The organism is Agrobacterium vitis (assembly GCF_037039395.1).
In the GTDB taxonomy this organism is placed as follows: Bacteria; Pseudomonadota; Alphaproteobacteria; order Rhizobiales; family Rhizobiaceae; genus Allorhizobium; species Allorhizobium vitis_E.
The window spans coordinates 3,455,219-3,480,255 of the sequence record NZ_CP146242.1 but is presented as its reverse complement, the minus strand read 5'-3'; the positions used below and the strand labels follow the sequence as shown (position 1 = coordinate 3,480,255).

Below are 25,037 nucleotides of genomic sequence, written 5' to 3'. Positions count from 1 at the left end.
AAACCGTTGTTCCCAAAAAAGACATGCGAAAGAGAACGCCATAGAATGTCAGATGAATCTAGATTGACGTGACACGCGCTATGGAATCCGGGGCCGTACAGGCGGTCCTTGCACGGCTTTTGCCAGTGAAAACAGCAGGGATTCCTGAGCCGGAACTGCCATCAGATCCAACCCAACCGGCAGCCCGTCAGATTGCCCTACCGGCACATTGATGGCCGGCCATCCAAGTGCCGGAGCCAGTACGCCATTGCGTTCAGGTCTCGACTGTTCACCGATCAGAAGAGCAGTACGATGTTGCGCAGGGTAGGCCAACGCATCGAGCCGATACACCTGCATCAAGCGCTCGATAAGCGCTCGCATCGTCTGCGCAGCGGCAATCTTGCGGGCATAATCTAGCTTCGCCTCATCCCTATCCGCTTCCAAGGCTGTTTTAAGCAGCATATGCATGGTCGAATGAGGCCAGTGTCCGTCTTCGACATAGGTTCTGAAGCTACTGATCGGGGCATCGGTGTTCAATTCGCTCAGCCAGCCATCGAATGCGCTTTCAAATTCGTGAGCATGCAGCGCCAGATCATTATATAGCGATAGAGAATTAAACCGTGGCTCCTCAATCTCTACAACAACGACATCTCTGCTGCGAAGTCGCTCAAAAGCAGCATCCAGGCAACGGTTGATGCCGACATGCTCCTCGCCCGCACCAAACAGCCCGGACAGCACGCCGATGCGCATACCCTCGACTTTCGGCCACCGTGAAACTTTAAGACCGTCCCTATCGAAATCTCGGGCCGCTGAACTCACACCATCCTCGGGATCAAAGCCGATCATCATCCGAAATACCAGTGCCAGGTCTTCCAGCGTCCCCGCTAGCGGCCCCAGCACGTCCAAGGTGGGTGATACGGGAATCGTACCGCTTCGGGCGATCAGCCCCTGGCTTGGCCTCAATCCGAAAACGCCGCAAACATGAGCGGGATTGCGGACCGAATTCACCGTCTAGGTGCCGAGGGCAACGTTGCAGGCTCCAATCGCCACCGCAATGGCCGAACCACCGGAAGATCCGGCTGGCGTTAGGGACGGATCGTAAGGATTAAGTGACTGGCCGCCAAGCGAGCTCAATGTGCTTCCCGCTCCGGCCAGTTCATCCAGATTGGTCTTGCCGATTACCACGGCACCATGCTGTTTCAACTGGCACAGCGCGAAAGCATAGCGACGTGGCACATAGTTTTCAAGGGCAACGGCCCCGCCGGTCGTGTTCAGCCCAGCGGTTTCGATATTGTCCTTGACGGCAACGACCATGCCCCGCAGCGGAAGGAACTCGCCTTCTTCATGCCGACGGTCCACCGATTTAGCCTCATCCAACACCAATGGGTTGAGGCAGAGGAACGCATTAAGATGCTCGAAAACCCCGAGGTTTTCCAAGCACCGTTCCGCATGAGCGACAGACGAGCCGAGCGTTGGCTCTTGATCCTCCACAACCACCAACCTCATGCTCCGCGCTACAGCATCGGACCAAAAAGATGAAGGCCGCCTGTCTTACGGCTTCAGATTAGGCCGCCTCAATGGCCTTGGCAACGGCTTCGATGGCATCGTCGGCCTTGGCACCATCAGGGCCGCCTGCCTGGGCCATATCGGGCCGTCCACCGCCGCCCTTGCCTCCGAGGGCGGACGAGGCAATACGGACCAGATCGACGGCGGAAACCTTATCAGTCAGATCAGCCGTCACACTCGCAACAGCACTGGCTTTTCCATCCTCGGCCACGGCAATCAGAAGGACGACGCCAGACTCGAGCGCGGACTTGGCCTCGTCGGCCATGCCCTTAAGATCCTTCGGATCGATACCAACAAGCTGCTTGCCGATGAACTTGATACCGCCCAATTCGCGCGGCACGTCGGCAGCGCCGGTTGAACCGCCGCCCATGGCAAGCTTCCGCTTGGCATCAGCCAATTCACGTTCCAGTTTGCGACGCTCGTCCACCAAAGCTTCAACACGGGAAACGACATCGCCGGGCTGGACCTTCAAGGCGGATGCCAGCGCTTTGACACGCTCGTCCTGTTCGGCCAGATAGGCTCGGGCGGATTCGCCAGTCAGAGCCTCGATCCGGCGGACGCCTGCACCAACAGCGCTTTCCGCCACCAGCCGCACCAAGCCGATATCGCCTGTCGCCGAGACATGCGTTCCACCGCAGAGCTCAATGGAATAGGGCTTGCCCGCCTTGGGACCGCGCAACGCCGTGCCCATCGACACGACACGCACTTCATCCCCGTATTTCTCGCCAAACAGCGCCATGGCACCCTCAGCAATCGCATCATCCACCGCCATCAGGCGGGTGGTGACGGCAGCGTTCTGGACAATGATTTCATTGGCCATCTCTTCGACGATCTTCAACTCTTCCGCCGTGACAGGCTTAGGATGGGAAATATCGAAGCGAAGACGTTCCGGCGCAACCAGCGACCCCTTCTGTGCCACATGGCTGCCCAGCACATCGCGCAAGGCCTCATGCAGCAGGTGCGTCGCGGAATGGTTGGCCCGTAGTCTGGAGCGCCGAGCATGATCAACATTGAGCGCGACGACCGTACCGGCGCGAACAGTTCCCTCACGAACCGTGGCAATGTGCACAAACAGCCCCTCGCCCTTCTTTAGGGTATCGCGCACGTCGAGAACGAATCCATCACCAATGATTTCACCGGTATCGCCAACCTGACCACCAGATTCGCCATAGAACGGCGTCTGGTTGACCACAACCTGGACATTCTCGCCCGCAGCAGCTTGCTCGATCACCGCACCATCACGCACCAGAGCCTGGATTTCACCTTCGGCGCTTTCAGCGGAATAACCGAGAAACTCGGTCGCGCCGTGCTTGTCCTTCAATTCGAACCAGACAGTTTCCGTCGCCTTGTCGCCGGAGCCGGACCAACTGGCGCGGGCTTCGGCCTTCTGACGCTGCATGGCATCGTTAAAGCCGGTGATATCGACGCCAATGCCACGGGCGCGCAGAGCATCCTGCGTCAAATCCAGCGGAAAACCGTAGGTGTCGTAAAGCTTGAATGCGGTCTCGCCGTCAATGCTATCGCCCTTGTTCAGGGTGGCGGTGGCATCGGACAGCAGCGAAAGGCCACGCTCTAACGTCTTGCGGAAACGATTTTCTTCGAGCTTCAAGGTTTCGGAAATCAATGCCTCGGCGCGAACCAATTCCGGATAGGCGCGCCCCATCTGCTGCACAAGAACAGGCAGAAGCTTGTAAATCATCGGATCGCGGGAACCGAGCAGTTCCGCATGCCGCATGGCGCGGCGCATGATCCGGCGCAGAACATAGCCTCGGCCTTCGTTCGATGGCAACACACCATCCGCAATCAGGAATGCAGAAGACCGCAGATGATCGGCTATCACCCGGTGGCTGGCCCGGCGTTCGCCCTCAGCCGGTACGCCCGTCAGATCGACGGAAGCATCGATTAGCGCACGGAACAGGTCGATATCGTAATTGTCGTGCTTGCCCTGCAATAGGGCGGCAACCCGCTCCAGGCCCATGCCGGTATCGATGGAAGGACGCGGCAGATCTACCCGTTGCTCCTTGGTCACCTGTTCATATTGCATGAAAACCAGGTTCCAGATCTCGATGAACCGGTCGCCATCCTCATCGGCAGAACCTGGAGGGCCTCCCCAGATATGGTCGCCGTGATCATAAAAGATTTCAGAGCACGGCCCACACGGGCCGGTATCGCCCATTGCCCAGAAATTGTCGCTGGTGGCAATCCGGATGATCTTCTCTTCCGGCAGACCGGCAATTTTCTTCCACAAGCCAAAGGCTTCGTCATCGGTGTGATAGACGGTGACGCAAAGCTTGTTGCGATCAATGCCGAATTCCCGGGTAATCAGGTTCCAGGCCAGTTCGATGGCATTTTCCTTGAAGTAATCGCCGAAGGAAAAATTGCCCAGCATTTCGAAAAACGTGTGGTGACGCGCCGTGTAACCGACATTGTCAAGATCGTTATGCTTGCCCCCGGCCCGAACGCATTTCTGCGCCGTGGACGCCCGGGAATAAGGCCGGTGTTCCAGTCCGGTGAAGACATTCTTGAATTGCACCATGCCGGCATTGGTGAACATCAAGGTCGGGTCATTACGCGGCACGAGCGGGCTCGACGCAACGACTTCATGACCATTGGTCTTGAAGTAATCGAGGAAGGTCGACCGAATGTCATTTACGCCGCTCATGGGATGCCCTTGGAATAAGTGTCCGCTGCCGGACAGACGTCAGAAAACAACGGCTTTTATCGTCCGCCATGACGCCTGTCCAGCCTATCAAAAGAAAAGGGCCGGAGATGTAAATCCCCAGCCCGCAACAATGAACAGATCCAACCGCCAGATAAGCGGTCCTGGCTGATCAAGCGTCGTCAAGACCAACGCTGTCATTGGCGTCCGGACCGCCATTTTCAAGAAACCGCTCGGCGATCAAACCAGCGTTCTGGCGAAGCGCCGTTTCGATTTCATCGGCAACCGCAGGATTATCGCGTAAGAAGATCTTGGCATTTTCCCGGCCCTGCCCCAAGCGCTGGCTATTATAGGAAAACCAGGCCCCGGCTTTCTCAACGATCCCGGCCTTGACGCCCAGATCGACCAATTCACCGGTCTTTGACACGCCTTCGCCATACATTATGTCGAATTCCACCTGCTTGAAGGGCGGCGCCATCTTGTTCTTGACCACCTTGACCCGGGTCTGGTTACCAACGATCTCTTCCCGGTCCTTGACGGCGCCGATACGGCGAATATCAAGACGAACCGAAGCGTAGAATTTCAAGGCGTTACCGCCGGTCGTCGTTTCCGGGGAACCGAACATCACGCCGATCTTCATACGGATCTGGTTGATGAAAACCACCATGCAGTTCGAACGCGAGATAGAGCCCGTCAGCTTGCGCAGCGCCTGGCTCATCAAGCGCGCCTGCATACCCGGCAGGCTATCGCCCATCTCGCCTTCGATTTCAGCTTTCGGCGTCAAGGCAGCAACCGAGTCGATTACCAACACATCGATGGCGCCCGAACGCACCAGCGTATCGGTGATTTCCAGGGCCTGCTCACCGGTATCTGGCTGCGAGATCAGCAAATTCTGAAGATCGACGCCCAGTTTGCGGGCATAGACCGGATCCAGCGCATGCTCGGCATCGACGAAAGCGCAAACGCCGCCCTTTTTCTGGGCCTCGGCAATGGTTTGCAACGCAAGCGTGGTTTTACCGGAGCTTTCCGGTCCATAAATTTCAATGATACGGCCTTTGGGAAGACCACCAATGCCGAGCGCGATATCGAGGCTAAGAGAGCCCGTCGATACGGTTTCAACCTCTACGATTTTTTCATTCGCACCGAGCTTCATGATTGAGCCCTTGCCGAACGATCGCTCGATCTGCGACAGGGCCGCTTCCAATGCCTTGCTTTTATCCACCGTTTTGTCCTCTACGAGCCGCAAAGAATTTTGTGACATTTGAACCACCTTTAGGTTATTGAAGCCGCGTAGGCAACGAAACAGCAGACAGCGACTATGTACATGGTTTGTTCCGTTTTTGCAAGTCATGCCCAAGTCTTTGTGTTTATTTTTTAATCTGACGGGTGTTCTCTTAATGTTTCCATGGCGTTGGCCGCTAAGAGAAGTTGGTTTCCAGCTCATGACACCCTTCGGAATGACGCCTTCGCGATTCGAATTTCCACTGTTTCCAGGAGACTGGCAGGTATGAGTCTCGACATTCTCGTTCTGGGCGGCGCGCATATTGATCGGCGCGGACGCATCGATGCGGAAACCATTCCTGGCGCCAGCAATCCGGGGCGATGGCTGGAAGAACCGGGTGGCGGCGGCTTCAACGCGGCGCGCGCGTTGGCACGGCTTGGATTGAATGTTGCAATGATCAGTCCCCGCGGCGGCGATGCGCTTGGCCAACGGGTGGCGGCCGCGGCCGAAGCGGCTGGCGTCGACGACCGGCCTTTCACTTTTCTCGATCGAAACACGCCAAGCTACACCGCCATTTTGGAAAAGGACGGCAATCTGGTGATCGGCCTGGCCGATATGGACCTCTACCGTTTGTTCTCGCCGCGCCGGCTGAAAGTGCGCGCCGTTCGTGAGGCTTTTGATGCCGCCCGACTTTTGCTGGTCGATGCCAATCTGCCGCAAGAGACGCTGGAGGCGATTGCCGCCATGGCGCGCCAAATTGCCAAACCTCTAGCCGGGATCGGCATTTCACCGGCCAAGGTGGTGCGATACGCAACCTGTCTGGATAGTTTCGACATGCTGTTTCTCAATAGCGCTGAAGCCGCGGTACTGGCGGGAATAAAGCCAGATGATCCTTCTGATTGGCCGGACCTGCTTCGCGCGAAAGGTCTACAGGGCGGCGTGGTCACCAATGGTGCGGGGCCGGTCGTGGCCTTCGATGCAAGCGGTGACTACGCCCTGACACCGCCGCCACTGGAAGCACTGGTCGATGTGACCGGGGCTGGCGATTCGCTTTGTGCAGGCGTGCTTTCGCAGCGCGTGCACAACAGTTCCTTACCGCTGGCGCTGCGCCACGGTGTTGCCTTGGCTGGCCTGACCCTGCTATCAGACAGGGCAACAGACGAGGACCTCACCGCAGATCGCCTCGCCGCGCGCCTTGGCCTTGTTGGCGAGCCGCGCGCCCTTTCCCGCCAAACGAGTTCCCGACCATGACCCGTTCGATTTCTCCGCTCCTGCCCATCGTTTACGCCCGCGAAGTGGCTGCGGCCAAGACGCGCAATGCTCCCATTGTTGCGCTGGAATCCACCATTATCACCCATGGCATGCCCTATCCGAAAAATGTCGAGATGGCGCAAAGCGTAGAGGCAATCATTCGCGACGGCGGCGCCGTACCTGCCACCATCGCCGTTATTGAAGGTGTCTTGCATATCGGGCTGGAAGAAGATCAGCTGCAAAAACTGGCGCAGATGACTGATGTCCTGAAGGTCTCTCGTGCCGATCTCGCCTACGCCATTGCCGAACGCCGCACCGGCGCTACCACGGTGGCCGCGACGATGATCGCCGCCGCGCGCGCCAATATCTCGGTTTTTGCCACCGGCGGCATCGGCGGTGTGCATCGTGGTGCAGAAGAAAGCTTCGACATTTCAGCTGACCTGGAAGAACTGGCCCGCACCCCGGTCATCGTCGTCTGCGCCGGAGCAAAAGCCATTCTTGATATTCCCAAGACCCTGGAAGTCTTGGAAACCCGTGGCGTACCTGTCGTGACTTACGACAGCGATGAGTTTCCAGCCTTCTGGTCGCGGGAATCGGGCTTGAAAAGCCCACTCAAACTGGAAAGCCCGGCGGCAATTGCCAATTTCCAGAAGGTACGCGACCAATTGGGCATCGATGGTGGCATGTTGATCGCCAATCCCGTGCCGGAAGCAGACGAAATCGCGCGCGAGGAAATGGAAATCTATATTGGCCGGGCGCTCGCCGCTGCCGAACGCGAGGAAATCACCGGCAAAGCCGTGACGCCTTTCCTGCTCGACGCAATCTATCACCTCACCGACGGCCGCAGTCTGACCACCAATATCGCGTTGGTGGAAAACAACGCGCGTCTTGCAGCGGAAATTGCCGTCGCGATGTTGTAAACCACTGATATCAAAGCAGATCGGGGGCAACAATGCCCCCGATCAGACTCGATGAGAGTTTATTGTTGTCGATTTATCGTTGGCCATACGCGCTGAGACGACCTTTCACCAAATCTCATTCTGCAATTTGATAGTATTGATTTTCTCTGTCTTTCTGCCCGGTTCAACGGACAGGCATAAGGACAAGAAGGTAGAGACTTCCTGGACGATGCGTGTCTCTCACCCTCCCTTATTAAAAGGATGCTTCTCGTCCCGATCCTCATCAAAGCCGTCTTCTCGCTGCGTCTTCAAAGGAAATTTTCAAGAAGGACTTGCGGAACACAACTGGAACAGATAGCGTATGTTCTGTATTTGTTTCATAATTCAAAGGGTAGGTCCCAATGCTGACTCGCAAGCAACAGGAACTTTTGCTGTTTATACACGAGCGCATGAAGGAGTCTGGCGTACCGCCCTCCTTCGATGAGATGAAGGACGCCCTGGACCTCGCCTCCAAATCCGGCATTCACCGGCTGATCACCGCTTTGGAAGAGCGCGGCTTCATCCGTCGCTTGCCAAATCGAGCCCGGGCGCTGGAAGTGATCAAACTGCCGGAGGCCATGACATCCAGCATACCGCCTCGGCGTACGGGATTTTCGCCATCCGTCATCGAAGGCAGCCGAGGCAAGTTGCAGGCAGTGCCATCCGCTCCGGCCAAACCGGTCGAGGAAGTACGCAATTCCTCATCGATCCCTGTCATGGGCAGGATCGCGGCAGGCGTGCCGATCTCCGCTATCCAGAACAACACCCATGACATTTCCGTACCAATGGAAATGTTGGGCAGCGGCGAACATTACGCCCTCGAGGTCAAAGGCGATTCGATGATCGAAGCCGGTATTCTCGATGGCGACACGGTCATCATCCGCAATGCGACCACCGCCAATCCGGGCGATATCGTCGTCGCTCTGGTCGACGATGAGGAAGCCACCTTGAAACGCTTCCGCCGCCGTGGGGCATCGATCGCGTTGGAAGCTGCCAATCCCGCCTATGAAACGCGGATTTTCGGACCGGACCGGGTAAAGATCCAGGGCAAGCTTGTCGGTCTTATTCGTCGCTATCACTAAGCTCGCTGACATCGCCGGCACCTGACTGGACGTCGTCGCTGGCAGCAGATGGCACGTTGGCGTGGGTCCTGCCATCCGGCCGGTCATAGCGATTGCTGCGCCAGTCGAAATAACGGTGGCGAGTCCAGGGCCGATACTGATTTTGAAATGCCGTAACGATATGCAGCGTTCGGGTGGCGGGATCGCCAAGCGTGATTTCCATTGCACCGAATCGCCGCAGATCGTTGCGGGTCAGGACTTTCGGGGGGCGTGACAGCATCGGTGCAGCGTTTCCAACCTTCTCCGTTTGCAAGAAGGCGCCGATTTCACCCGATTCTATGAGGGACGGGGAACTCTGGGCCGCGTTCGAGGCGCCGTCTGAGACTTGGCTATCCGTGGGCAATTCAACGTGCTGCCTTGGTACCGGGCTTGCACTGGCTGCGGAAGTGCCTCCCGCTTGCGTTCGGTTGATTGTTTGGGAGCGAATGGACGGGCTGCTGTTGTCAGATGCCAGCACATCATCGTCGGCCATTATCCGTTCACTTTCAACGTCCATCCCAGTGCCTTCTTCCGTAGTGTCCCGGATAACGGTCGTTCCGGTGTTTTCGGAGGAAGCAGTGGATGCCATCGGCGCCTCACAGACGGCATCGCGACTGACCTCAGTCGAAACGATCAGATCGGACAGGGCGCAGGCGGCCTGGCTATAGTCGCGATTCTGCACCAGGCTGACTGTCCAACCATTGCTGAGCCTTGCGAGACAAAAAGCATCGGTGCGGCAATGGAAAAGATCAGGTTTTTTATCGGCCTTCTCCTTTGCAACCCTCATCTCCGCCATAGCCTGTTGTGGCTCGACCGGCTCTCTTTCCTTGGCTTTTTGGCTGCCCAACTTTGTTTTTGTTTTTCCGTCCCGCGTTGCTTCCCTCGCTCCCTGTTGGCCTTTCTCCATTTCGACAGCTGCCAGCTTGGGCAATATTTCAGGCGCAATCGGATCGGCAATGTCGAGCACTGAGCGCCATTGGTTGAAAACGAAACCCGGCGGACGCTTCTTGTTCGTGGCGACGGTCAAGACATTGCGGCCATCGGTCCGAAAGAGAGCAAACAGTTGGCCATCTTCGGTTATGGCAAGATCAGGCAGCGGCGGATCGGTTTTTATTGCCTCATAGCCAAACGCCGTCAACATCATGACCACACCAATCAGCCTCAGCCGCGTCTTCATCAGGGTCAGTATCAGCAGACCGGTTGCCGAGACCGGCAGAAACCACCATTCGAATCGGCCGAAGGTAAAGCCAGTGCCCCACAGCTTCGCGACTTTGCTGGCGATCATCAACACGCCCTCAAGGCCAAGCCCCATCAACTGGATCGGCCATTGGTCCAGACCGAAAGGCATGAGCAACACACCTATCATCGCGGCCGGCATGACAAGCATCGACATCAGGGGCGCCGCCAGGAGATTGGCCTCCAACCCATGCAATCCAACCCGATGGAAATGCGCCGCTGAAAACATCGCCGTGGAGAAGCCGCCAAGCGCTGAGGTCATCAGAATGCCGCTGACCACCGTCATCAACGGCTTCAACACTGTCAGCACCGGGATAGCCGGCAGGATGGGGGGTATTCTTGGGCGCTGGCGCCACAAGTCGAAACCGGCGATCAGGGCAAAAGTCGCCGCAAAGGACATTTGCAGGCTCGGCCCCATAACCTGCGACGGCGAGAGGAGAATCACCAGGATAGCCGCCAGCGCCGCGTTGCGCAGGCTGAGCACAGGCCGGTCGAAGAAAGCCGCCGACAGCATGATGACCATCATCAGATAGGCGCGCTGGGCGGCAATGTCATAGCCGGAAATCAAAAAATAGCCGGTCGTGGTGGCAATCGCCCCTGCTGCGGCAATCTTCTTGACCGAGCGGGCCTCCGCCATACCCGGCACAAGGCTCAACAGGCGCCGGATCCCCACGAAGAACAGCCCACCGGCCAGCGCCATATGCAGACCGGAAATCGAGATGATATGGGCAAGGCCGGAAACGCGAAGATCGTTATTGGCCTCCTCAGAAAGGCCGCGCCGCTCGCCGGTCACAATCGCTACGGCAAACGCGCCCGCGTCGCCCGGCACGATGGCCCTGATACGGTCGGAAATGCCATTGCGCAATTCCTGTGTCGTCTCATCCAGCCTGATTCCGGCTCGTTCCCAAAAATCCGGCGGCGCGATATCTGGCCCCGGCATGAATGATTTGGGTGGCTGGTAAAAATAGCCGATCGCCCCGGTTCCCGCAAAATAAGAGGCAAAAGCAAAGTCGTTCAAGCCTGGCAAGGCAGGCCCGGACGGTGGGGAGAGCCGCGCCCTGCCCTCGATCCAGTCACCAGGATTGAAGGGCACATGCGTGCCGCGGGCCAGAAGCGCTACCTGCTGCGGCATACGCTTCAGGCTGGGGGAACGTGTTTGGTGCAGTGCAATCACATATCTTTGATTGCCGTCGGCATTTGGTTCCACTGAAACCACTTTACCGCGCACCACCGTCGTCACTGCACTGTCGATGATGATCGTATCCAGCCGCGCCGTTTGCGCATCGGCCAGCAACATGCCGGCAAGACCGAGAGTTGCAATGCCGCAGACGGCGGCCAGGACAGGATGACGATAGCGAACCCGCAGCCAGATCACTCCGGCGGCACAGAAAGTCAGGAAAATCGGCAGCCGGGGAAGATCGTGCGGACGGGTAAACCACCAGATCGCACCGAGCCCAAGCAGAACGGGCAAAAACAGAAATGTCCGGCCATAGGCAAGCTCCTGCAGAGCGTCCCGGTGGAGAGCGCGCAATAGGCGCTGCCAGCGGGAGACCAGAAGAGGCGATGCAGTGAAGTTCCCGTCGAAATCAGGGGTTTCCGCTGCGCCTTCCGGCTCTATGTCAGGGCGCCGCAGAAGCTCGTCAAACAGGGTTTTGGAAGAGCGCTTATCCCATGGCAAGGCGCGCGCGGTAAGCGCTTCTTTTTGCCTGACCAGCTCCCATTCCACCGTATCCGGCATCGATCCTGCCGTCGCCCCGGCGCCTTGCAATACCATCCGCCTCCAAAGCGCTGAAGACGAACGGCGAGGCCCCTGAAAATTGCTTTTATGATAATTCGGCCACACATCTTACCGTGCCGCTAACGGCAGACTATCAATCAAAAGCTGTAGGAGAAAGGGGGTGTAAACCAAGAAAAGCAGTTCTGGCGATAACGCATGCCTGCAATGCAAGTGCCGACTTATTGCAATGCACACTTTGTCCTTTGGATAGCTTGGCATTAACCTCTGGATCATATAGCTAATTGCAACGCTTAACCTGGGACGAGGCGAAAGCTGCGTCTCCCGCCTATATCCGGAGGATCACCATGACGGAACAAAGCGCAAACTTGAAGATTGAGGACAAGGCCGTCGATCTTGACGTGCGAAGCGGCACGATCGGCCCCGATGTTATCGACATCGGCGCTCTTTATAAGCATACCGGCAAGTTTACCTATGATCCCGGATTTACCTCCACGGCATCATGCGAATCGAAAATCACCTATATCGACGGCGACGAAGGCGTGCTTCTGCACCGCGGCTATCCCATCGAACAGCTGGCTGAAAAAGGCGACTTCCTGGAAGTCTGCTATCTGCTGCTCTACGGCGAACTGCCGACAGTTGCCCAGAAAAAAGACTTCGATCATCGCGTCACGCATCACACCATGGTGCATGAGCAGATGTCGAAATTCTTCTCAGGCTACCGTCGCGACGCCCATCCGATGGCGGTCATGGTCGGTACGGTCGGCGCTCTGTCGGCTTTCTACCACGACTCGACCGACATCACCGATCCGCACCAGCGCATGGTTGCCAGCCTGCGGATGATCGCCAAGATGCCGACCATCGCCGCCATGGCTTATAAGTATCACATCGGCCAGCCTTTCGTTTATCCCAAGAACGATCTGGATTACGCCGCCAACTTCCTCAACATGTGCTTTGCCGTGCCTTGCGAGGAATACAAGGTCAACCCGGTTCTGGCCCGCGCCATGGACCGGATCTTCATCCTGCATGCCGATCATGAGCAGAACGCCTCCACCTCCACGGTGCGCCTGGCCGGCTCGTCGGGTGCCAATCCGTTTGCCTGCATCGCGGCCGGCATCGCCTGCCTCTGGGGCCCTGCCCATGGCGGCGCCAACGAAGCGGCTCTGAACATGCTGCGGGAAATCGGCACGGTCGACCGGATTCCAGAATATATCGCCCGCGCCAAGGACAAGAACGATCCGTTCCGCCTGATGGGCTTCGGTCACCGGGTCTACAAGAACTACGACCCGCGCGCCAAGATCATGCAGAAGACCATGTATGAAGTGCTGGAAGCCACCGGCAATGCCGGCGATCCGCTGATGCAGGTCGCGCTCGAGCTGGAAAAGATCGCCTTGAGCGACGAATATTTCATCGAGAAGAAGCTCTATCCGAATGTCGACTTCTATTCCGGCATCACGCTTCGTGCCCTCGGCTTCCCGACGGAAATGTTCACCGTTCTGTTCGCTCTCGCCCGCACCGTCGGCTGGATTGCGCAGTGGAACGAGATGATCGAAGATCCGCAGCAGCGTATCGGTCGCCCGCGCCAGCTTTACACTGGCGCACCCAAGCGCGACTACCTGCCCGTCGCCAAGCGCTGATCGGCAATATCCTGTCTCATGCAAAGCCCGGCGATCAATTCGCCGGGCTTTTTCGTGGGCCTGCCTGCAAATGACAGGTTTCATGCCATGGCATTGGGGTTTTCCATCAAGAAAGCCTTCAATTTGTTCAGGGATTGCTTTAAGCAACGGCGACTGCTTCGCATCCGGCGAAGAATATTGATGAGGTTTTCGTTCCGATGCTCGTGATCCTGAGAAAAGCTGCCGGCACCTGGGTGGCAAAAGGGCTTCTTCTTTTGCTTGTCGCATCCTTCGCGATCTGGGGCATTTCCAGCTCGATCATGAGCGACACGTCGGACAAGGTCATCAAGGTCGGCAGCCAGAGCGTCAATTCCAACGAATTCCGCCTCGCCTATCAGCGGCAGATCTCCGATCTCAGTCGCCGTTTCGGCACGCAATTGACAAGCGAGCAGGCACGTTCGCTCGGCATCGAGTCGCAGGTCTACCAGCAGTTGGTCGCGGGTGCCGCCCTCGATCAGCTGGCCTCGGACATGAATCTCGGCCTTTCCCAGGACCGCCTGGCGCAGTTGATCGGCGACGATCCGGCGTTCAAGAACACCAATGGCCAGTTCGACCGGCAATTGTTCACCTCACGGCTGCGCAATTCCGGCATTCGTGAGCAGGATTATATCACCGAGCGCTCCAAGGTCGCGGTTCGCAGCCAGATCGTCGATGCGACAGCGGAAGGATTCGTGCCTCCGAAAGTGCTGGTCGATGCTCTGAAGCTCTATCGCCAGGAAAGCCGCAGCATCGATTACCTGCTGCTGACCACTGCCAATATCGACCCGATCAAGGCACCGGACGAAACGGTTCTGAAAACCTGGTTCAACACGATGAAATCGCGCTACCGCGCGCCGGAATATCGCAGCTTTTCCTACGTAAAGCTGGAGCCTGCCGATATCGCCGATCCGAAAGCCGTGACTGACGAGCAGGTAAAGCAGGAATACGACGCCAACCTCAAGAAATTCGAAGTAGCCGGCACCCGGACGCTGGAGCAATTGACCTTCCCGACCAAGGAACTGGCCGAATCCGCTGCCCAATCGCTGAAGAACGGCAAGACCTTCGATCAGTTGGTCGCCGACCAGGGCAAGACGGCAACAGATGTGCTGCTGGGTGATTTCACCCGGGCGGATATTCCCGACCAGAAGCTGGCCGATGCCGCATTTGCTGTCGCAAAAGACAGCGATACGACACCTGTCGTCGAAGGCGCCTTCGGCCCGGTTATTCTGCGGGTCAGCAATATCAAGCCAAGCCGCACGAAGACGCTGGACGAAGTCAAGGATCAGATTCGCGCCGATCTTGCCGCCAATGCCGCAGCCCAGCAGATCAATGACGTGCATGACCGGTTCGAGGATATGCGCGCCTCCGGTTCAAGCCTCGAGGAAGCCGCCACCAAGGCTGGCCTGAAAGCCATCAAGGTTGACGGTATCGATGCTCAGGGACAGGACAAGACCGGCAAGGCGGCAGAAAATCTGCCGGAAAAAGCCAATCTGTTGAAGTCGGTGTTCGAAACCGAAGCGGGCGCGGAACCCCTGCCGCTCAATATCGGACGAAATGGTTATATGTGGTTCGACGTGACGGCCATTGATGCGTCTCGCGAGAGAACGCTGGATGAGGTCAAGGACAAGGCCATCTCCGACTGGACCACCGAGCAGCAGAAACAGGCGCTGGGCGCCAAGGTGGAGCAGTTGAAGGCCAAGGCCGATACCGGGGTGGCACTGGCTGATCTCGCGACTGAACTGGCCATCGGCGTTGAGACCAAGGCCGGTCTTCGCCGCGATACCGAGGATCCTGTGCTCGGCCCTGCTGCCGTCCAGGCCGCATTCCGTGGACCTTCCGGCACGATTGGCTCGGCGGTTGGTGCCGATCCGATGACCCAGATCCTGTTGAAGGTCACGGATGTCAACACCCAGCCGACCGGTGATGTCGTCGACCAGCAGGAAGGCCAGATTACCGCGCTGGCCAAATCCGCCGGTGACGATATTCTCGACCAGATGGTCAACCAGCTGCAGACCAAATATGGCGTCACCATCAATCAGGCGCTGGCCCAGCAGGCCATCACACGCTGAACCGCCGGGAGGGCGAAGCATATGAACGGGCTGAAGCCATTCATCGCAAAGGTCGCCAGCGGGCAAGCACTGACACGGGATGAGGCGGCGGATGCCTTCAACATCCTGATGTCGGGAGAGGCAACGCCTGCCCAGATTGGCGGCTTCCTGATCGCTCTGCGCATGCGCGGCGAAACCGTGCCGGAGATTGTCGGCGCGGTCACCGTCATGCGTCAAAAGATGCTGCCGGTCACCGCCCCCGCGGATGCCATCGACATCGTGGGAACGGGCGGAGATGGAACTGGCACCTATAACATTTCGACGCTGGCGGCCCTGATCGTTGCAGGCGCTGGGGTTCCGGTCGCCAAGCACGGCAACAAGGCACTCAGCTCGAAATCCGGCGCGGCTGATAGCCTGACTGCCCTCAGCGTCAAGCTGGATATCGATCCGGCCATCATTGGCCGCTGCATATCTGAGGCTGGCGTCGGCTTCATGTTTGCCCAGCTGCATCATTCCGCCATGCGCCATGTCGGCCCGGCAAGGGTAGAGCTTGGCACACGCACCATTTTCAATCTTCTGGGACCGCTCGCCAATCCGGCTGGCGTCAAAAAGCAGTTGCTCGGCGTCTATGCGCCGGAATGGGTGATACCGCTGGCCGAGACCCTGCGTGATCTGGGCAGTGAGAGCATCTGGGTCGTGCATGGCAATGGCCTTGATGAAATCACCACGACTGGCACGACGCAGGTGGCGGCACTCGAACAGGGCAAGATCCGCAGTTTTGAGCTGACGCCCGGTGATTTTGGCGTGGCACAGGTTGAGCTGGCCGCTCTGAAGGGCGGCGACGGCGAATATAATGCCAAGGCCTTGCGCGCTGTTCTTGAAGGTGAGAAAAATGCCTATCGCGACGTGGCGCTCTGCAATGCCGCCGCAGCCCTGGTCATAGCCGGAAAAGCCGCAACACTGGCAGACGGCATGGCGCTAGGCGCGCAATCGTTGGACAGCGGCGCTGCCCTGAACCGGCTGGAGATACTGATTTCCGTCTCCAATGGAGGACATTCGGCATGAGTGACATCCTGAAAAAAATCGAAGCCTATAAGCGCGAGGAAATCGCTGCCGCCAAGAGTGCTATACCGCTGGATGAGATCAAGGCCCGAGCCGCCGACCAGCCGCCAGCACGTGGCTTCTACAAGGCTTTACGGGCAAAGCAGGCTTCGGGCAATTTCGGATTGATTGCCGAGATCAAGAAGGCCAGCCCGTCAAAAGGCCTGATCCGTCCCGATTTCGACCCACCGGCGCTGGCCCAAGCCTATGAGGCGGGTGGGGCTGCCTGTCTGTCGGTCCTGACCGACGCTCCAAGCTTTCAGGGCGCACCGGAGTTTCTGGTCGCTGCCCGTGCGGCCTGCACACTTCCGGCGCTGCGCAAGGATTTCATGTTCGAGGCCTATCAGGTGCATGAAGCGCGTGCCTGGGGCGCGGATTGCATCCTGCTGATCATGGCGTCCCTGTCCGATTCCGAGGCCTCTGATCTGGAAGGGGAAGCCCTGGCGCTCGGCATGGACGTGCTGATCGAGGTGCATGATGAAGAGGAAATGGTCCGGGCACTGAAACTCACCTCACCGCTCGTCGGCATCAACAATCGCAATCTGCGCACGTTCGAGGTCGATCTTGCCGTCAGCGAGAGGCTGGCCGCCATGGTGCCTGCCGACCGACTGCTGGTTGGCGAAAGCGGAATTTTCACCCACGAAGACTGTCTTCGCCTGCAAAAATCCGGCATCAACACCTTCCTGGTCGGCGAAAGCCTGATGCGTAAGGACGATGTGACTGGCGCCACCAAGGCGCTATTGACCGGCTCAGCCGACCGCCAAGCCGCCGAATGAGCGGCCTGACCCATATCGGCGCTGCGGGCGAAGCGCATATGGTCGATGTCGGCGACAAGGTCGAGACCGTGCGGGTCGCCATAGCCGAGGGTCATATCCGCATGGCACCGGAAACGCTGGTATTGATCCGCGACGGCAATGCCAAGAAGGGCGACGTGATCGGCACGGCAAGGCTGGCCGGAATCATGGCCGCCAAGCGCACGGCAGACCTGATCCCGCTCTGTCATCAACTGATGTTGACCAAGGTCAGTGTCGACATCACCGAAGACACCGCCCTGCCCGGCCTGCGCGTCACGGCGACCGTCAAACTAACCGGAAAGACCGGCGTCGAGATGGAAGCGCTGACTGCCGTTTCGGTTGCCTGTCTGACGATTTACGACATGGCAAAAGCCGCCGACAAAACCATGGAGATCGGTGGAATTCGGGTCGTTGAAAAGACCGGCGGAAAATCCGGCCCGTTTCGCCATCCGGAGGCTGGATAATGTCGCTGCTACCCGTGGAAGAGGCCCAAGCCAGACTGCTGGCGTCTGCGACCCCGCTGCAGGACACGGAAACTATACCGCTCCGCCAGGCCTGCAATCGTATCCTCGCAGAGGATATCACCGCTCGGCTGACGCAGCCGCCTTTCGATGCCTCGGCCATGGACGGCTACGCGCTGCGGGCTGAAGATGCCCTTACGCCGGGGACTGAATTGTCCGTGATCGGCCAATCGGCGGCCGGACACGGCTTTGATGGCCGGGTGGGCGCCGGGCAATGCGTGCGTATCTTTACCGGCGCCCCGGTGCCTGATGGTGCCGATAGCGTGCTCATCCAGGAAGACACGGAACCGGCGGAGAGCAACCTTCGTATTCGCACCACATTCGCCGCCGTGCAGGGGCGCCATATCCGGCCTCGCGGCCAGGATTTTACCGAGGGCGCGGTTTTGATCCCGGCGGGCAAGGTTTTGGATTTTGCAAAGCTGATGCTGGCTGCGAGCGGCAATCATGCAAATGTCCCGGTCTATCGCAAGCCGCTCATCGCCCTTCTCGCCACCGGTGACGAGCTGGTGACGCCCGGGACTGCGCCGGGGCCAAGCCAGATCATCGCCTCTAATACATTTGCCATTACGGCCCTTGCCGAAAATCTGGGCGCGGACGTGCTGGATCTCGGGATCGTGCCTGATGATCATGACGCCATCGTCGCGGCCATCCGCAAAGCGGAGACGGCAGGCGCGGATGTACTGGTGACGACCGGCGGCGCATCGGTCGGCGATCATGACCTGGTGCAGGCAGCGCTTACCGATGCAGGCATGGTGCTGGATTTCTGGAAAATCGCCATGCGCCCCGGCAAGCCGCTGATGGTGGGCAAGCTTGGACCGATGCATGTGCTCGGCCTGCCGGGCAATCCCATCTCCAGCATGGTCTGTAGCCTGCTGTTTCTCGAACCGCTGATTGCCAAGCTCGGCCATCGCCCTCTGCCTCAGCGCCTCAAGCACGCCCGCACGGCAACAGCACTTGCCGCCAACGATCAGCGACAGGACTATCTGCGCGCCCAATTACGGGTCGATTCGGCGGATGGGCTTTGGGTGACCACCTTTCCGAAACAGGATTCCTCGATGATGCGGATTTTTGCCGAGGCCGGGGCCTTGATCGTGCGCCCCCCACATGCGTCAGCCCTGCGGGAAGGCGGCCAATGCATGGTGTTGTTATTGCATCCGTAAGCGCCTCTTGGTGAAAGGCATCTGCCGCATTATCTACTGAAACAACAAGCGGATGACCAAATCGGGAGCATGCCTTGAAATTTCTGCCTGAACGTCTGCGCAACCGGATCGAGCCGCGCCTTCTCGCCAGTATGACCATTTTGGCCGGGCTTGGGTTGCTGTTTGCAAAAATCGCAGAAGACGTCTTTGATCAGGAAAGCCATGCCTTCGACCGTGCCATCTTGCTGGCGCTCCGGATCAAGGACGATCCAGGACTGACCATCGGCCCCTCTTGGCTGGTCAATTCGGTGCGTGACATTACCAGCCTTGGCGGCTTCACGGTGATTACCCTCGTCACTGTGCTGACGGTGTTTTATCTGCTTGCGGCGGGCAAGACCCGCAATGCCATGATTGTCGGACTGGCAATTTCGCTCGGAGCCTTAGCCGAGTCCGGTCTGAAACTGCTGTTTTCCCGTGCCAGGCCGGATGTGGTACCGCATCTGGTCAGTGTGCAGACCATGAGCTTTCCGAGCGGCCATGCCATGATGTCGGCCATTACCTATCTGACGCTTGGCGCCATGCTGGCCCGCGCCCAGCCGACATGGCAATTGCGCTATTTCACCTTCGGCGCGGGCCTGTTCCTGACGCTGTTGATTGGCGTCAGCCGGGTGTTTCTCGGCGTGCATTGGCCAACGGATATCATCGCAGGCTGGACGGTCGGCGGCGCCTGGGCGCTGTGTGTCTGGATGATAGCCGATGCGTTGAACCGGCGTCGCACACCGTTTGAGCCAGAACAATAATCAGCCGATCAGGCTGTCCAGCCAGGCCTTGTCCAGCACGTTTTCGAGTTCGCGAGCCAGATCGTCCAGGGCCTGCTCGACACTCTGCCGGTAATTTTCAGTAGCATTGCTGATCCCGAAGCTTTGCAGCAGCGCGGCCCGGTAGCTGTCATTGGCAAACAGCCCATGCAGATAGGTGCCCATCACCTTGCCATCAGCGGACATAGCCCCATCGGCCCGGCCACGGATCGTCAGGGAAGGACGCTGGCAATCCGGACCATCGGTCTGCCCGAGGTGGATTTCATAGCCGCTCAGGGTCATGTCATATTCCAGCGAATGAGCCGCACTATTGCGCACGGTCTTTTCCGGCGCCATCTCGGTATCAATCTCAAGCAGACCGAGGCCTTCGACGCGGCAGGGAGCGCCCTCCAGCCCCAGCGGATCGGCAACGCTATTGCCCAGCATCTGATAGCCGCCGCAAATACCGATGATCCGCCCACCACGCCGACGATGCAGGATAAGGTCCTTGTCCCATCCTTGTGCGCGCAGGTCCGCGAGATCGCCAATTGTTGCCTTGGAGCCCGGCAGAATCACCAGCGCCGCATCGGCCGGCAAGGGTTCGCCGGGACGCACATAGACCAGATCGACGGAAGGCTCTGTGGCAAGTGGATCGAAATCGTCGAAATTGGCAATACGTGACAAAACCGGCACGGCAATCTTCAAAGCGCCGGTCGAACTGCGGCTCAATCGTTCCAGCGCCACGCTGTCTTCCGGCGGCAACCGCCCAGCAGCCTTCAGCCAAGGCACGATGCCGAAACTCGGCCAGCCGGTGTAGCGGCCAATGGCTTCGATACCGTCGGCAAACAGGCTCTGGTCTCCCCGGAACTTGTTGATAATATAGCCGCAAATCATCCGGCGGTCTTCCTCCGGCAGGATGGCATGGGTGCCGACCAGCGAGGCAATCACCCCACCGCGATCGATATCGCCAACCAGCACCACCGGCACATTGGCGCGGGTGGCAAAGCCCATATTGGCTATGTCCCCAGCCCTTAAATTAATTTCGGCTGGAGAGCCTGCGCCCTCGACAATCACCAGATCGGCCCCGGCCTTCACCTCTTCAAAACTGTCGAGCACCGCGCCGAGCAATTGCGGTTTCAGCCGCTGGTAATCGCGCCCCTTCGCCTGGCCAAACACGCGGCCTTGCACGATGATCTGGCTGCCAGTCTCGCTTTGTGGTTTCAGCAAAACCGGGTTCATATGCACCGAAGATGGCACGCCACAGGCCAGCGCCTGGAGCCACTGCGCCCTGCCGATTTCCCCGCCATCGTCAGCCACGGCGGCATTGTTGGACATGTTCTGCGGCTTGAACGGACGCACGACACGTCCATGCAGCCGCGCCAACCGGCAAAGCCCCGCCACCAGAACCGTCTTGCCGACATCCGAGCCGGTGCCCTGGAGCATAACCATCCGCTTCATGACGTTTGCCAGCTCCTGCAATTCGGTTCAAAACGCAGCCATGTTCAGAATGGGCCGCGCGTCTTGCTACCAGATCTCATGTCGATGGTTTGTGGTATGGCCTGCGACCCGCTGGAAGGCAATGGTGGACAAAGACTGGCTTTTCCACAGTTTTTCCTGAAAAGGATACAGAATGGGCGGGAACCAGTTTGATTGACCGCGCTGGATTCCGGCCTTTTTTCAATCCATTGGGGCTCATCAGGGCGCGCGAGCGCTCGGATTTTATCCATGAGAGCATGTGTGCTTGCATGGCGCTTAATGGCTTTTATGCGACATTTATTCGAACAAAAAGCTGCAAGACGGTTGATTTATACGGCCAAGCCCCTACCCTTGTCGTTGTCGTAAACAGACAAGGATTGCACTGGGACTGGCCTGGAAGTGCCTCGGGCTCATCATCCGAGAGGCTTGCCGAGTAGCGGTCCTTCCATCCAATATGCCCGACCCGGGTTGCGAAATATGCGGCCGGGATCGGCTGTCATGCGTGAAAACAGTTACGCCCATGCGCTACACATGCGCCAATAAAACGGAGAACTCCACGATATGAGGACATTGCTCGTTTCCACGATACTCGCCGCCGGATTGTATGGCATGGCCGGTTCCGCCGAGGCTGCCGATTGCGGCTCGGTCTCCATTGCGGAAATGAACTGGGCCTCAGCCGGCGTCGCGGCCAATGTCGACAAGATCATTCTGGAAAGCGGTTATGGTTGTTCCGTCAATCTGGTGACTGGCGATACCATGCCAACCTTCACCTCGATGAATGAAAAGGGCGAGCCGGAACTGGCCCCTGAGCTTTGGGTCAATACGATTCAAAAGCCGCTGGCGGAAGCCGTCAAGGACGGTCGCCTGCTCAAAGCCGCACGCATTCTGAAGGATGGCGGCGTTGAGGGCTGGTGGGTTCCGAAATATATCACCGACGAACATCCTGACATCAAGACCGTACAGGACGCGCTGAAACATCCCGAGCTTTTCCCCGCCCCGGAGGATTCGTCCAAGGGTGCTGTTACCAATTGCCCATCCGGTTGGGCCTGCCAGGTCACCACCGAGAATATCTACAAGGCGCTGAAGGGTGACGATGCAGGCTTCCAGCTTGTCGACAGCGGCTCGTCTGCCGCGCTGGACGGCTCGATTGCCAATGCCATCGAAAAGAAGCAGGGATGGCTTGGCTATTATTGGGCGCCCACCGCCATTCTCGGCAAATACGATATGGTCAAACTTGGCATGGATACCCCCTTCGACAAGGCGGAATGGGACCGCTGCACCTCGGTTGCCGATTGTGCCGATCCCCGCGTCAACGATTACCCGGTCACGGATGTCTATAGTGTCGTCACCAAGACCTTTGCCGAGAAGGCGGGTGTGACGATGGACTATGTCGGCAAACGCCAGTGGGACAATGAAACCATCGGCAAGGTTCTGGCCTGGATGAGCGAGAACCAGGCGGACAATGCTGATGCGGCCGAATATTTCCTGAAGACCTATCCTGATGTCTGGACACAGTGGGTCTCGCCTGATGTCGCTGAAAAGGTCAAGGCCGCTCTTTGATAACGCCCGGGAGGCCGCTATTCCCGCGATCTCCCGTCAGCGATGAATTCAATCATTCGCGGATGACGGTGGACATGTCTCTACCGTCATTCTCGCGGCGGCTTGGCCATGCCACCGCCACCAACAATACAATGATCAGGCCGCGTCAATAACGCCGAATAGATCGGCATTGGCTTTGATCCGCACGATAAGGAGCACATATGGCATCCGCTATCTGTAGCTATATCCCCACCTTCCTCTGCCGGTTTCCGGCGGTGGATGACACTCTCATGCGGAATTTCAAGAAGACCGTCGATACCGGCTTCAAGACCTTCGTCCGTTCCTACGGCGATTTCCTCGACGGATTGACCCTGCCGCTGCAATGGTTCCTGAACTGGCTTCAGGCGCTGTTCGTCGATACGCCCTGGATCGTTATGATCATCGCACTGGCCGCCATTGTCTACGGCGTCAGCCACAATTGGCGCATTACACTCGGCACGGCTCTTGCCATGCTGTTGATCGGCATGGCCGGTCTCTGGCAGGATACCATGATAACGCTTGCCATGGTGACCGTGTGTACGCTCTGCGCCATCGTCATCGGCATTCCCATCGGCATCTGGATGGCGCGGTCCGACCGCGCCCAGTCTACCTTCAACCCGGTGCTCGACGTGATGCAGACCATGCCGAGTTTCGTCTATCTGATCCCTGTGGTGATGATTTTCGGGATCGGCAAGGTGCCGGGCCTGATCGCCGTGGTGATTTATGCCATCGCGCCGATTATCCGGCTCACCAATCTCGGTATCCGCCTTGTCAGCCGCGAAGCCATCGAAGCTGCGGATGCTTTCGGGTCGTCCGAGCGCCAGAAACTGTTCAACGTACAGATCCCGCTCGCCCTTCCCAACATCATGGCGGGCATCAATCAGACGATCATGATGTCGCTGGCCATGGTGGTCATCGCCTCGATGATCGGTGTTGGCGGGCTCGGCAAGAATGTCTTGCAGGCCATTACCAACCAGTTCTTCACCATCGGCCTGCTCAACGGCTTTGCACTTGTGGCAATCGCCATCATTTTCGACAGGGCAAGCCAGGCCTATGGCAAACGCCTCCAGAAACATACACAGGTGCTGCATGGCTAGTCACGGCATAGATATCCGCAATCTCTACAAGATTTTCGGCCCCGACGAGAAATCCCATATCGACGCCGTACGCCAGGGCATCACCAAGGCCGAGTTGAATGACAGGCATCACCATGTGCTCGGCCTGCGCGACATCAGCATTGACATGCCCGGCGGCGAGATCACCGTGGTCATGGGGCTTTCCGGCTCCGGCAAGTCCACGCTGATCCGCCATATCAACCGGTTGATCGAGCCGACAGCGGGCGAAGTGCTTTATGACGGAACCGACATATGCGCCATGTCGCCAGCGCAGCTGCGCGATTTCAGGCGCCGGAAAACCGCGATGGTCTTTCAGAAGTTCGGCCTGCTGCCGCATCGAACCGTGATGGAAAATGTTCTCTATGGCCTCGATATCCAGGGCATGCCGCGGCAGGAAAGCCTTTCCAAGGGTCATTACTGGATCGAGCGGGTCGGGCTTTCCGGCTTTGAGAATCATTATCCGAACCAGCTTTCCGGCGGCATGCAGCAGCGCGTCGGCCTGGCGCGGGCGCTCGCAACCGATGCCGATATCCTCTTGATGGACGAAGCCTATTCCGCACTGGACCCACTGATCCGGGTCGACATGCAGACCATGCTGATCGATTTGCAGCAGGAATTGCAAAAGACCGTGGTGTTCATCACCCACGATCTGGACGAGGCTTTGCGGCTAGGCGACAAGATCGCCATTCTGCGCGATGGCGAGGTGGTGCAGCAGGGCAGCGGCCAGGATATCGTGCTGCGCCCAGCAGACGATTACATTTCCGCTTTCGTGCGCGAGGTCAATCGTGGCCGCGTGATCCGCATCGGCACGGTGATGGTCCCGGCACACAGCCTGTCAGGCCAGCAGTCGGGCCAGTTCAAGCTCACCGCCCGCACGACACTGGAAACGGCGGCCCGGGCCATGGTGGAGCAAGGCGTCACAGAGGCACAAGTGACCGATAAAGCGGGTCACCAGATCGGCACCATTGACCTGTCGATCATCCTTTCGGCCATGGTCTCACCCGCACAAACCGTCCAACAAGGCGCCCAACCAGCGCTGGCGGCAGAATAGGGGATTTTGGCGGCAAGCAAGATATCGACCCACTTCTTGCCGCCATTTTCCCCCGGCATGCGAGAGGTCAGAATTG

At 58.4% G+C, this 25,037-nt stretch carries 17 protein-coding genes and 1 pseudogene; 13 read left to right on the top strand and 5 right to left on the bottom strand.

The genetic code is table 11. The annotated features are described in order from the left end of the window. Positions 1–78 precede the first annotated feature (78 nt). The 3 genes and pseudogenes from V6582_RS18605 to recA all read right to left on the bottom strand — a co-directional run bounded on the left by V6582_RS18605 (position 79) and on the right by recA (position 5,465). A pseudogene (locus V6582_RS18605) lies at positions 79–1,485 on the bottom strand (amidase). 58 nt (positions 1,486–1,543) lie between these two features. Further along, on the bottom strand, positions 1,544–4,207 hold the full coding sequence (gene alaS / locus V6582_RS18600) for an alanine--tRNA ligase (RefSeq protein WP_156630603.1): 2,664 nt from the start codon (positions 4,205–4,207) through the stop codon (positions 1,544–1,546). A gap of 169 nt (positions 4,208–4,376) precedes the next feature. Further along, positions 4,377–5,465, bottom strand: a complete 1,089-nt coding sequence (recA, locus tag V6582_RS18595) for a recombinase RecA (RefSeq protein ID WP_015916255.1) — start codon at positions 5,463–5,465, stop codon at positions 4,377–4,379. 246 nt (positions 5,466–5,711) lie between these two features. On the opposite strand from recA, the gene V6582_RS18590 reads away from it, so the two are divergent. From V6582_RS18590 to lexA, 3 genes are all read left to right on the top strand, one after another. Beyond that, positions 5,712–6,677: a carbohydrate kinase family protein gene (locus V6582_RS18590; protein ID WP_156630602.1), complete on the top strand. Its 966-nt coding sequence runs from the start codon at positions 5,712–5,714 to the stop codon at positions 6,675–6,677. Further along, positions 6,674–7,597, top strand: a complete 924-nt coding sequence (locus V6582_RS18585; protein WP_087728389.1) for a pseudouridine-5'-phosphate glycosidase — start codon at positions 6,674–6,676, stop codon at positions 7,595–7,597. Before V6582_RS18590 ends, V6582_RS18585 begins: the two co-directional genes overlap by 4 nt. A gap of 380 nt (positions 7,598–7,977) precedes the next feature. After that, on the top strand, positions 7,978–8,697 hold the full coding sequence (gene lexA / locus V6582_RS18580; protein WP_060717064.1) for a transcriptional repressor LexA: 720 nt from the start codon (positions 7,978–7,980) through the stop codon (positions 8,695–8,697). On the opposite strand, the gene V6582_RS18575 is transcribed toward lexA, so the two are convergent. Further along, entirely contained in the window at positions 8,678–11,725 is a 3,048-nt protein-coding gene (locus V6582_RS18575; protein ID WP_349508897.1) for a ComEC/Rec2 family competence protein, read from the bottom strand. The genes lexA and V6582_RS18575 overlap by 20 nt on opposite strands. Positions 11,726–12,033: 308 nt before the next feature. On the opposite strand from V6582_RS18575, the gene gltA reads away from it, so the two are divergent. The 7 genes from gltA (at position 12,034) to V6582_RS18540 (ending at position 19,744) form a co-directional block, all read left to right on the top strand. Beyond that, on the top strand, positions 12,034–13,323 hold the full coding sequence (gene gltA / locus V6582_RS18570; RefSeq protein ID WP_015916260.1) for a citrate synthase: 1,290 nt from the start codon (positions 12,034–12,036) through the stop codon (positions 13,321–13,323). Between the two features lie 197 nt (positions 13,324–13,520). After that, positions 13,521–15,410 (top strand): peptidylprolyl isomerase, encoded by a 1,890-nt coding sequence (locus V6582_RS18565; RefSeq protein ID WP_156630599.1) that lies wholly within the window; start codon positions 13,521–13,523, stop codon positions 15,408–15,410. Positions 15,411–15,431: 21 nt separating this feature from the next. Beyond that, positions 15,432–16,454, top strand: a complete 1,023-nt coding sequence (trpD, locus tag V6582_RS18560; RefSeq protein ID WP_156630598.1) for an anthranilate phosphoribosyltransferase — start codon at positions 15,432–15,434, stop codon at positions 16,452–16,454. Continuing rightward, positions 16,451–17,266, top strand: coding sequence for an indole-3-glycerol phosphate synthase TrpC (trpC, locus tag V6582_RS18555; protein ID WP_156630597.1), 816 nt, complete (start codon positions 16,451–16,453; stop codon positions 17,264–17,266). Before trpD ends, trpC begins: the two co-directional genes overlap by 4 nt. Continuing rightward, complete coding sequence (gene moaC / locus V6582_RS18550; protein ID WP_156630596.1) at positions 17,263–17,748, top strand: cyclic pyranopterin monophosphate synthase MoaC; 486 nt, start codon at positions 17,263–17,265, stop codon at positions 17,746–17,748. The genes trpC and moaC overlap by 4 nt, the downstream gene beginning before the upstream one ends. Further along, positions 17,748–18,965: a molybdopterin molybdotransferase MoeA gene (locus tag V6582_RS18545; RefSeq protein WP_156630595.1), complete on the top strand. Its 1,218-nt coding sequence runs from the start codon at positions 17,748–17,750 to the stop codon at positions 18,963–18,965. The genes moaC and V6582_RS18545 overlap by 1 nt, the downstream gene beginning before the upstream one ends. A gap of 74 nt (positions 18,966–19,039) precedes the next feature. Then, positions 19,040–19,744, top strand: coding sequence for a phosphatase PAP2 family protein (locus V6582_RS18540; RefSeq protein WP_234889571.1), 705 nt, complete (start codon positions 19,040–19,042; stop codon positions 19,742–19,744). Here the strand turns inward: V6582_RS18540 and V6582_RS18535 are convergent, their stop codons facing one another. Then, complete coding sequence (locus V6582_RS18535) at positions 19,745–21,199, bottom strand: cobyric acid synthase (protein WP_156630594.1); 1,455 nt, start codon at positions 21,197–21,199, stop codon at positions 19,745–19,747. It lies immediately after the preceding gene. Between the two features lie 579 nt (positions 21,200–21,778). On the opposite strand from V6582_RS18535, the gene V6582_RS18530 reads away from it, so the two are divergent. The 3 genes from V6582_RS18530 to V6582_RS18520 all read left to right on the top strand — a co-directional run bounded on the left by V6582_RS18530 (position 21,779) and on the right by V6582_RS18520 (position 24,961). Continuing rightward, positions 21,779–22,777: an ABC transporter substrate-binding protein gene (locus V6582_RS18530; RefSeq protein WP_156630593.1), complete on the top strand. Its 999-nt coding sequence runs from the start codon at positions 21,779–21,781 to the stop codon at positions 22,775–22,777. Between the two features lie 200 nt (positions 22,778–22,977). Beyond that, entirely contained in the window at positions 22,978–23,892 is a 915-nt protein-coding gene (locus V6582_RS18525; protein WP_156630592.1) for an ABC transporter permease, read from the top strand. Continuing rightward, positions 23,885–24,961 carry a quaternary amine ABC transporter ATP-binding protein gene (locus tag V6582_RS18520; protein WP_156630591.1) on the top strand — a complete coding sequence of 359 codons (1,077 nt, stop codon included), beginning with the start codon at positions 23,885–23,887 and terminating at the stop codon, positions 24,959–24,961. The genes V6582_RS18525 and V6582_RS18520 overlap by 8 nt, the downstream gene beginning before the upstream one ends. The last annotated feature ends 76 nt before the right edge of the window (positions 24,962–25,037 follow it).

Bases quoted from the DNA above. Each gene is read 5' to 3' on its own strand.
- V6582_RS18575 (WP_349508897.1), bottom strand. From the start codon at position 11,725: ATGGTATTGCAAGGCGCCGGGGCGACGGCAGGATCGATGCCGGATACG.
- V6582_RS18545 (WP_156630595.1), top strand. From the start codon at position 17,748: ATGTCGCTGCTACCCGTGGAAGAGGCCCAAGCCAGACTGCTGGCGTCT.
- moaC (WP_156630596.1), top strand. From the start codon at position 17,263: ATGAGCGGCCTGACCCATATCGGCGCTGCGGGCGAAGCGCATATGGTC.
- lexA (WP_060717064.1), top strand. From the start codon at position 7,978: ATGCTGACTCGCAAGCAACAGGAACTTTTGCTGTTTATACACGAGCGC.
- V6582_RS18585 (WP_087728389.1), top strand. From the start codon at position 6,674: ATGACCCGTTCGATTTCTCCGCTCCTGCCCATCGTTTACGCCCGCGAA.
- V6582_RS18535 (WP_156630594.1), bottom strand. From the start codon at position 21,199: ATGAAGCGGATGGTTATGCTCCAGGGCACCGGCTCGGATGTCGGCAAG.
- trpC (WP_156630597.1), top strand. From the start codon at position 16,451: ATGAGTGACATCCTGAAAAAAATCGAAGCCTATAAGCGCGAGGAAATC.
- V6582_RS18530 (WP_156630593.1), top strand. From the start codon at position 21,779: ATGAGGACATTGCTCGTTTCCACGATACTCGCCGCCGGATTGTATGGC.
- V6582_RS18525 (WP_156630592.1), top strand. From the start codon at position 22,978: ATGGCATCCGCTATCTGTAGCTATATCCCCACCTTCCTCTGCCGGTTT.
- V6582_RS18565 (WP_156630599.1), top strand. From the start codon at position 13,521: ATGCTCGTGATCCTGAGAAAAGCTGCCGGCACCTGGGTGGCAAAAGGG.
- gltA (WP_015916260.1), top strand. From the start codon at position 12,034: ATGACGGAACAAAGCGCAAACTTGAAGATTGAGGACAAGGCCGTCGAT.
- V6582_RS18520 (WP_156630591.1), top strand. From the start codon at position 23,885: ATGGCTAGTCACGGCATAGATATCCGCAATCTCTACAAGATTTTCGGC.
- alaS (WP_156630603.1), bottom strand. From the start codon at position 4,207: ATGAGCGGCGTAAATGACATTCGGTCGACCTTCCTCGATTACTTCAAG.
- V6582_RS18590 (WP_156630602.1), top strand. From the start codon at position 5,712: ATGAGTCTCGACATTCTCGTTCTGGGCGGCGCGCATATTGATCGGCGC.
- recA (WP_015916255.1), bottom strand. From the start codon at position 5,465: ATGTCACAAAATTCTTTGCGGCTCGTAGAGGACAAAACGGTGGATAAA.
- trpD (WP_156630598.1), top strand. From the start codon at position 15,432: ATGAACGGGCTGAAGCCATTCATCGCAAAGGTCGCCAGCGGGCAAGCA.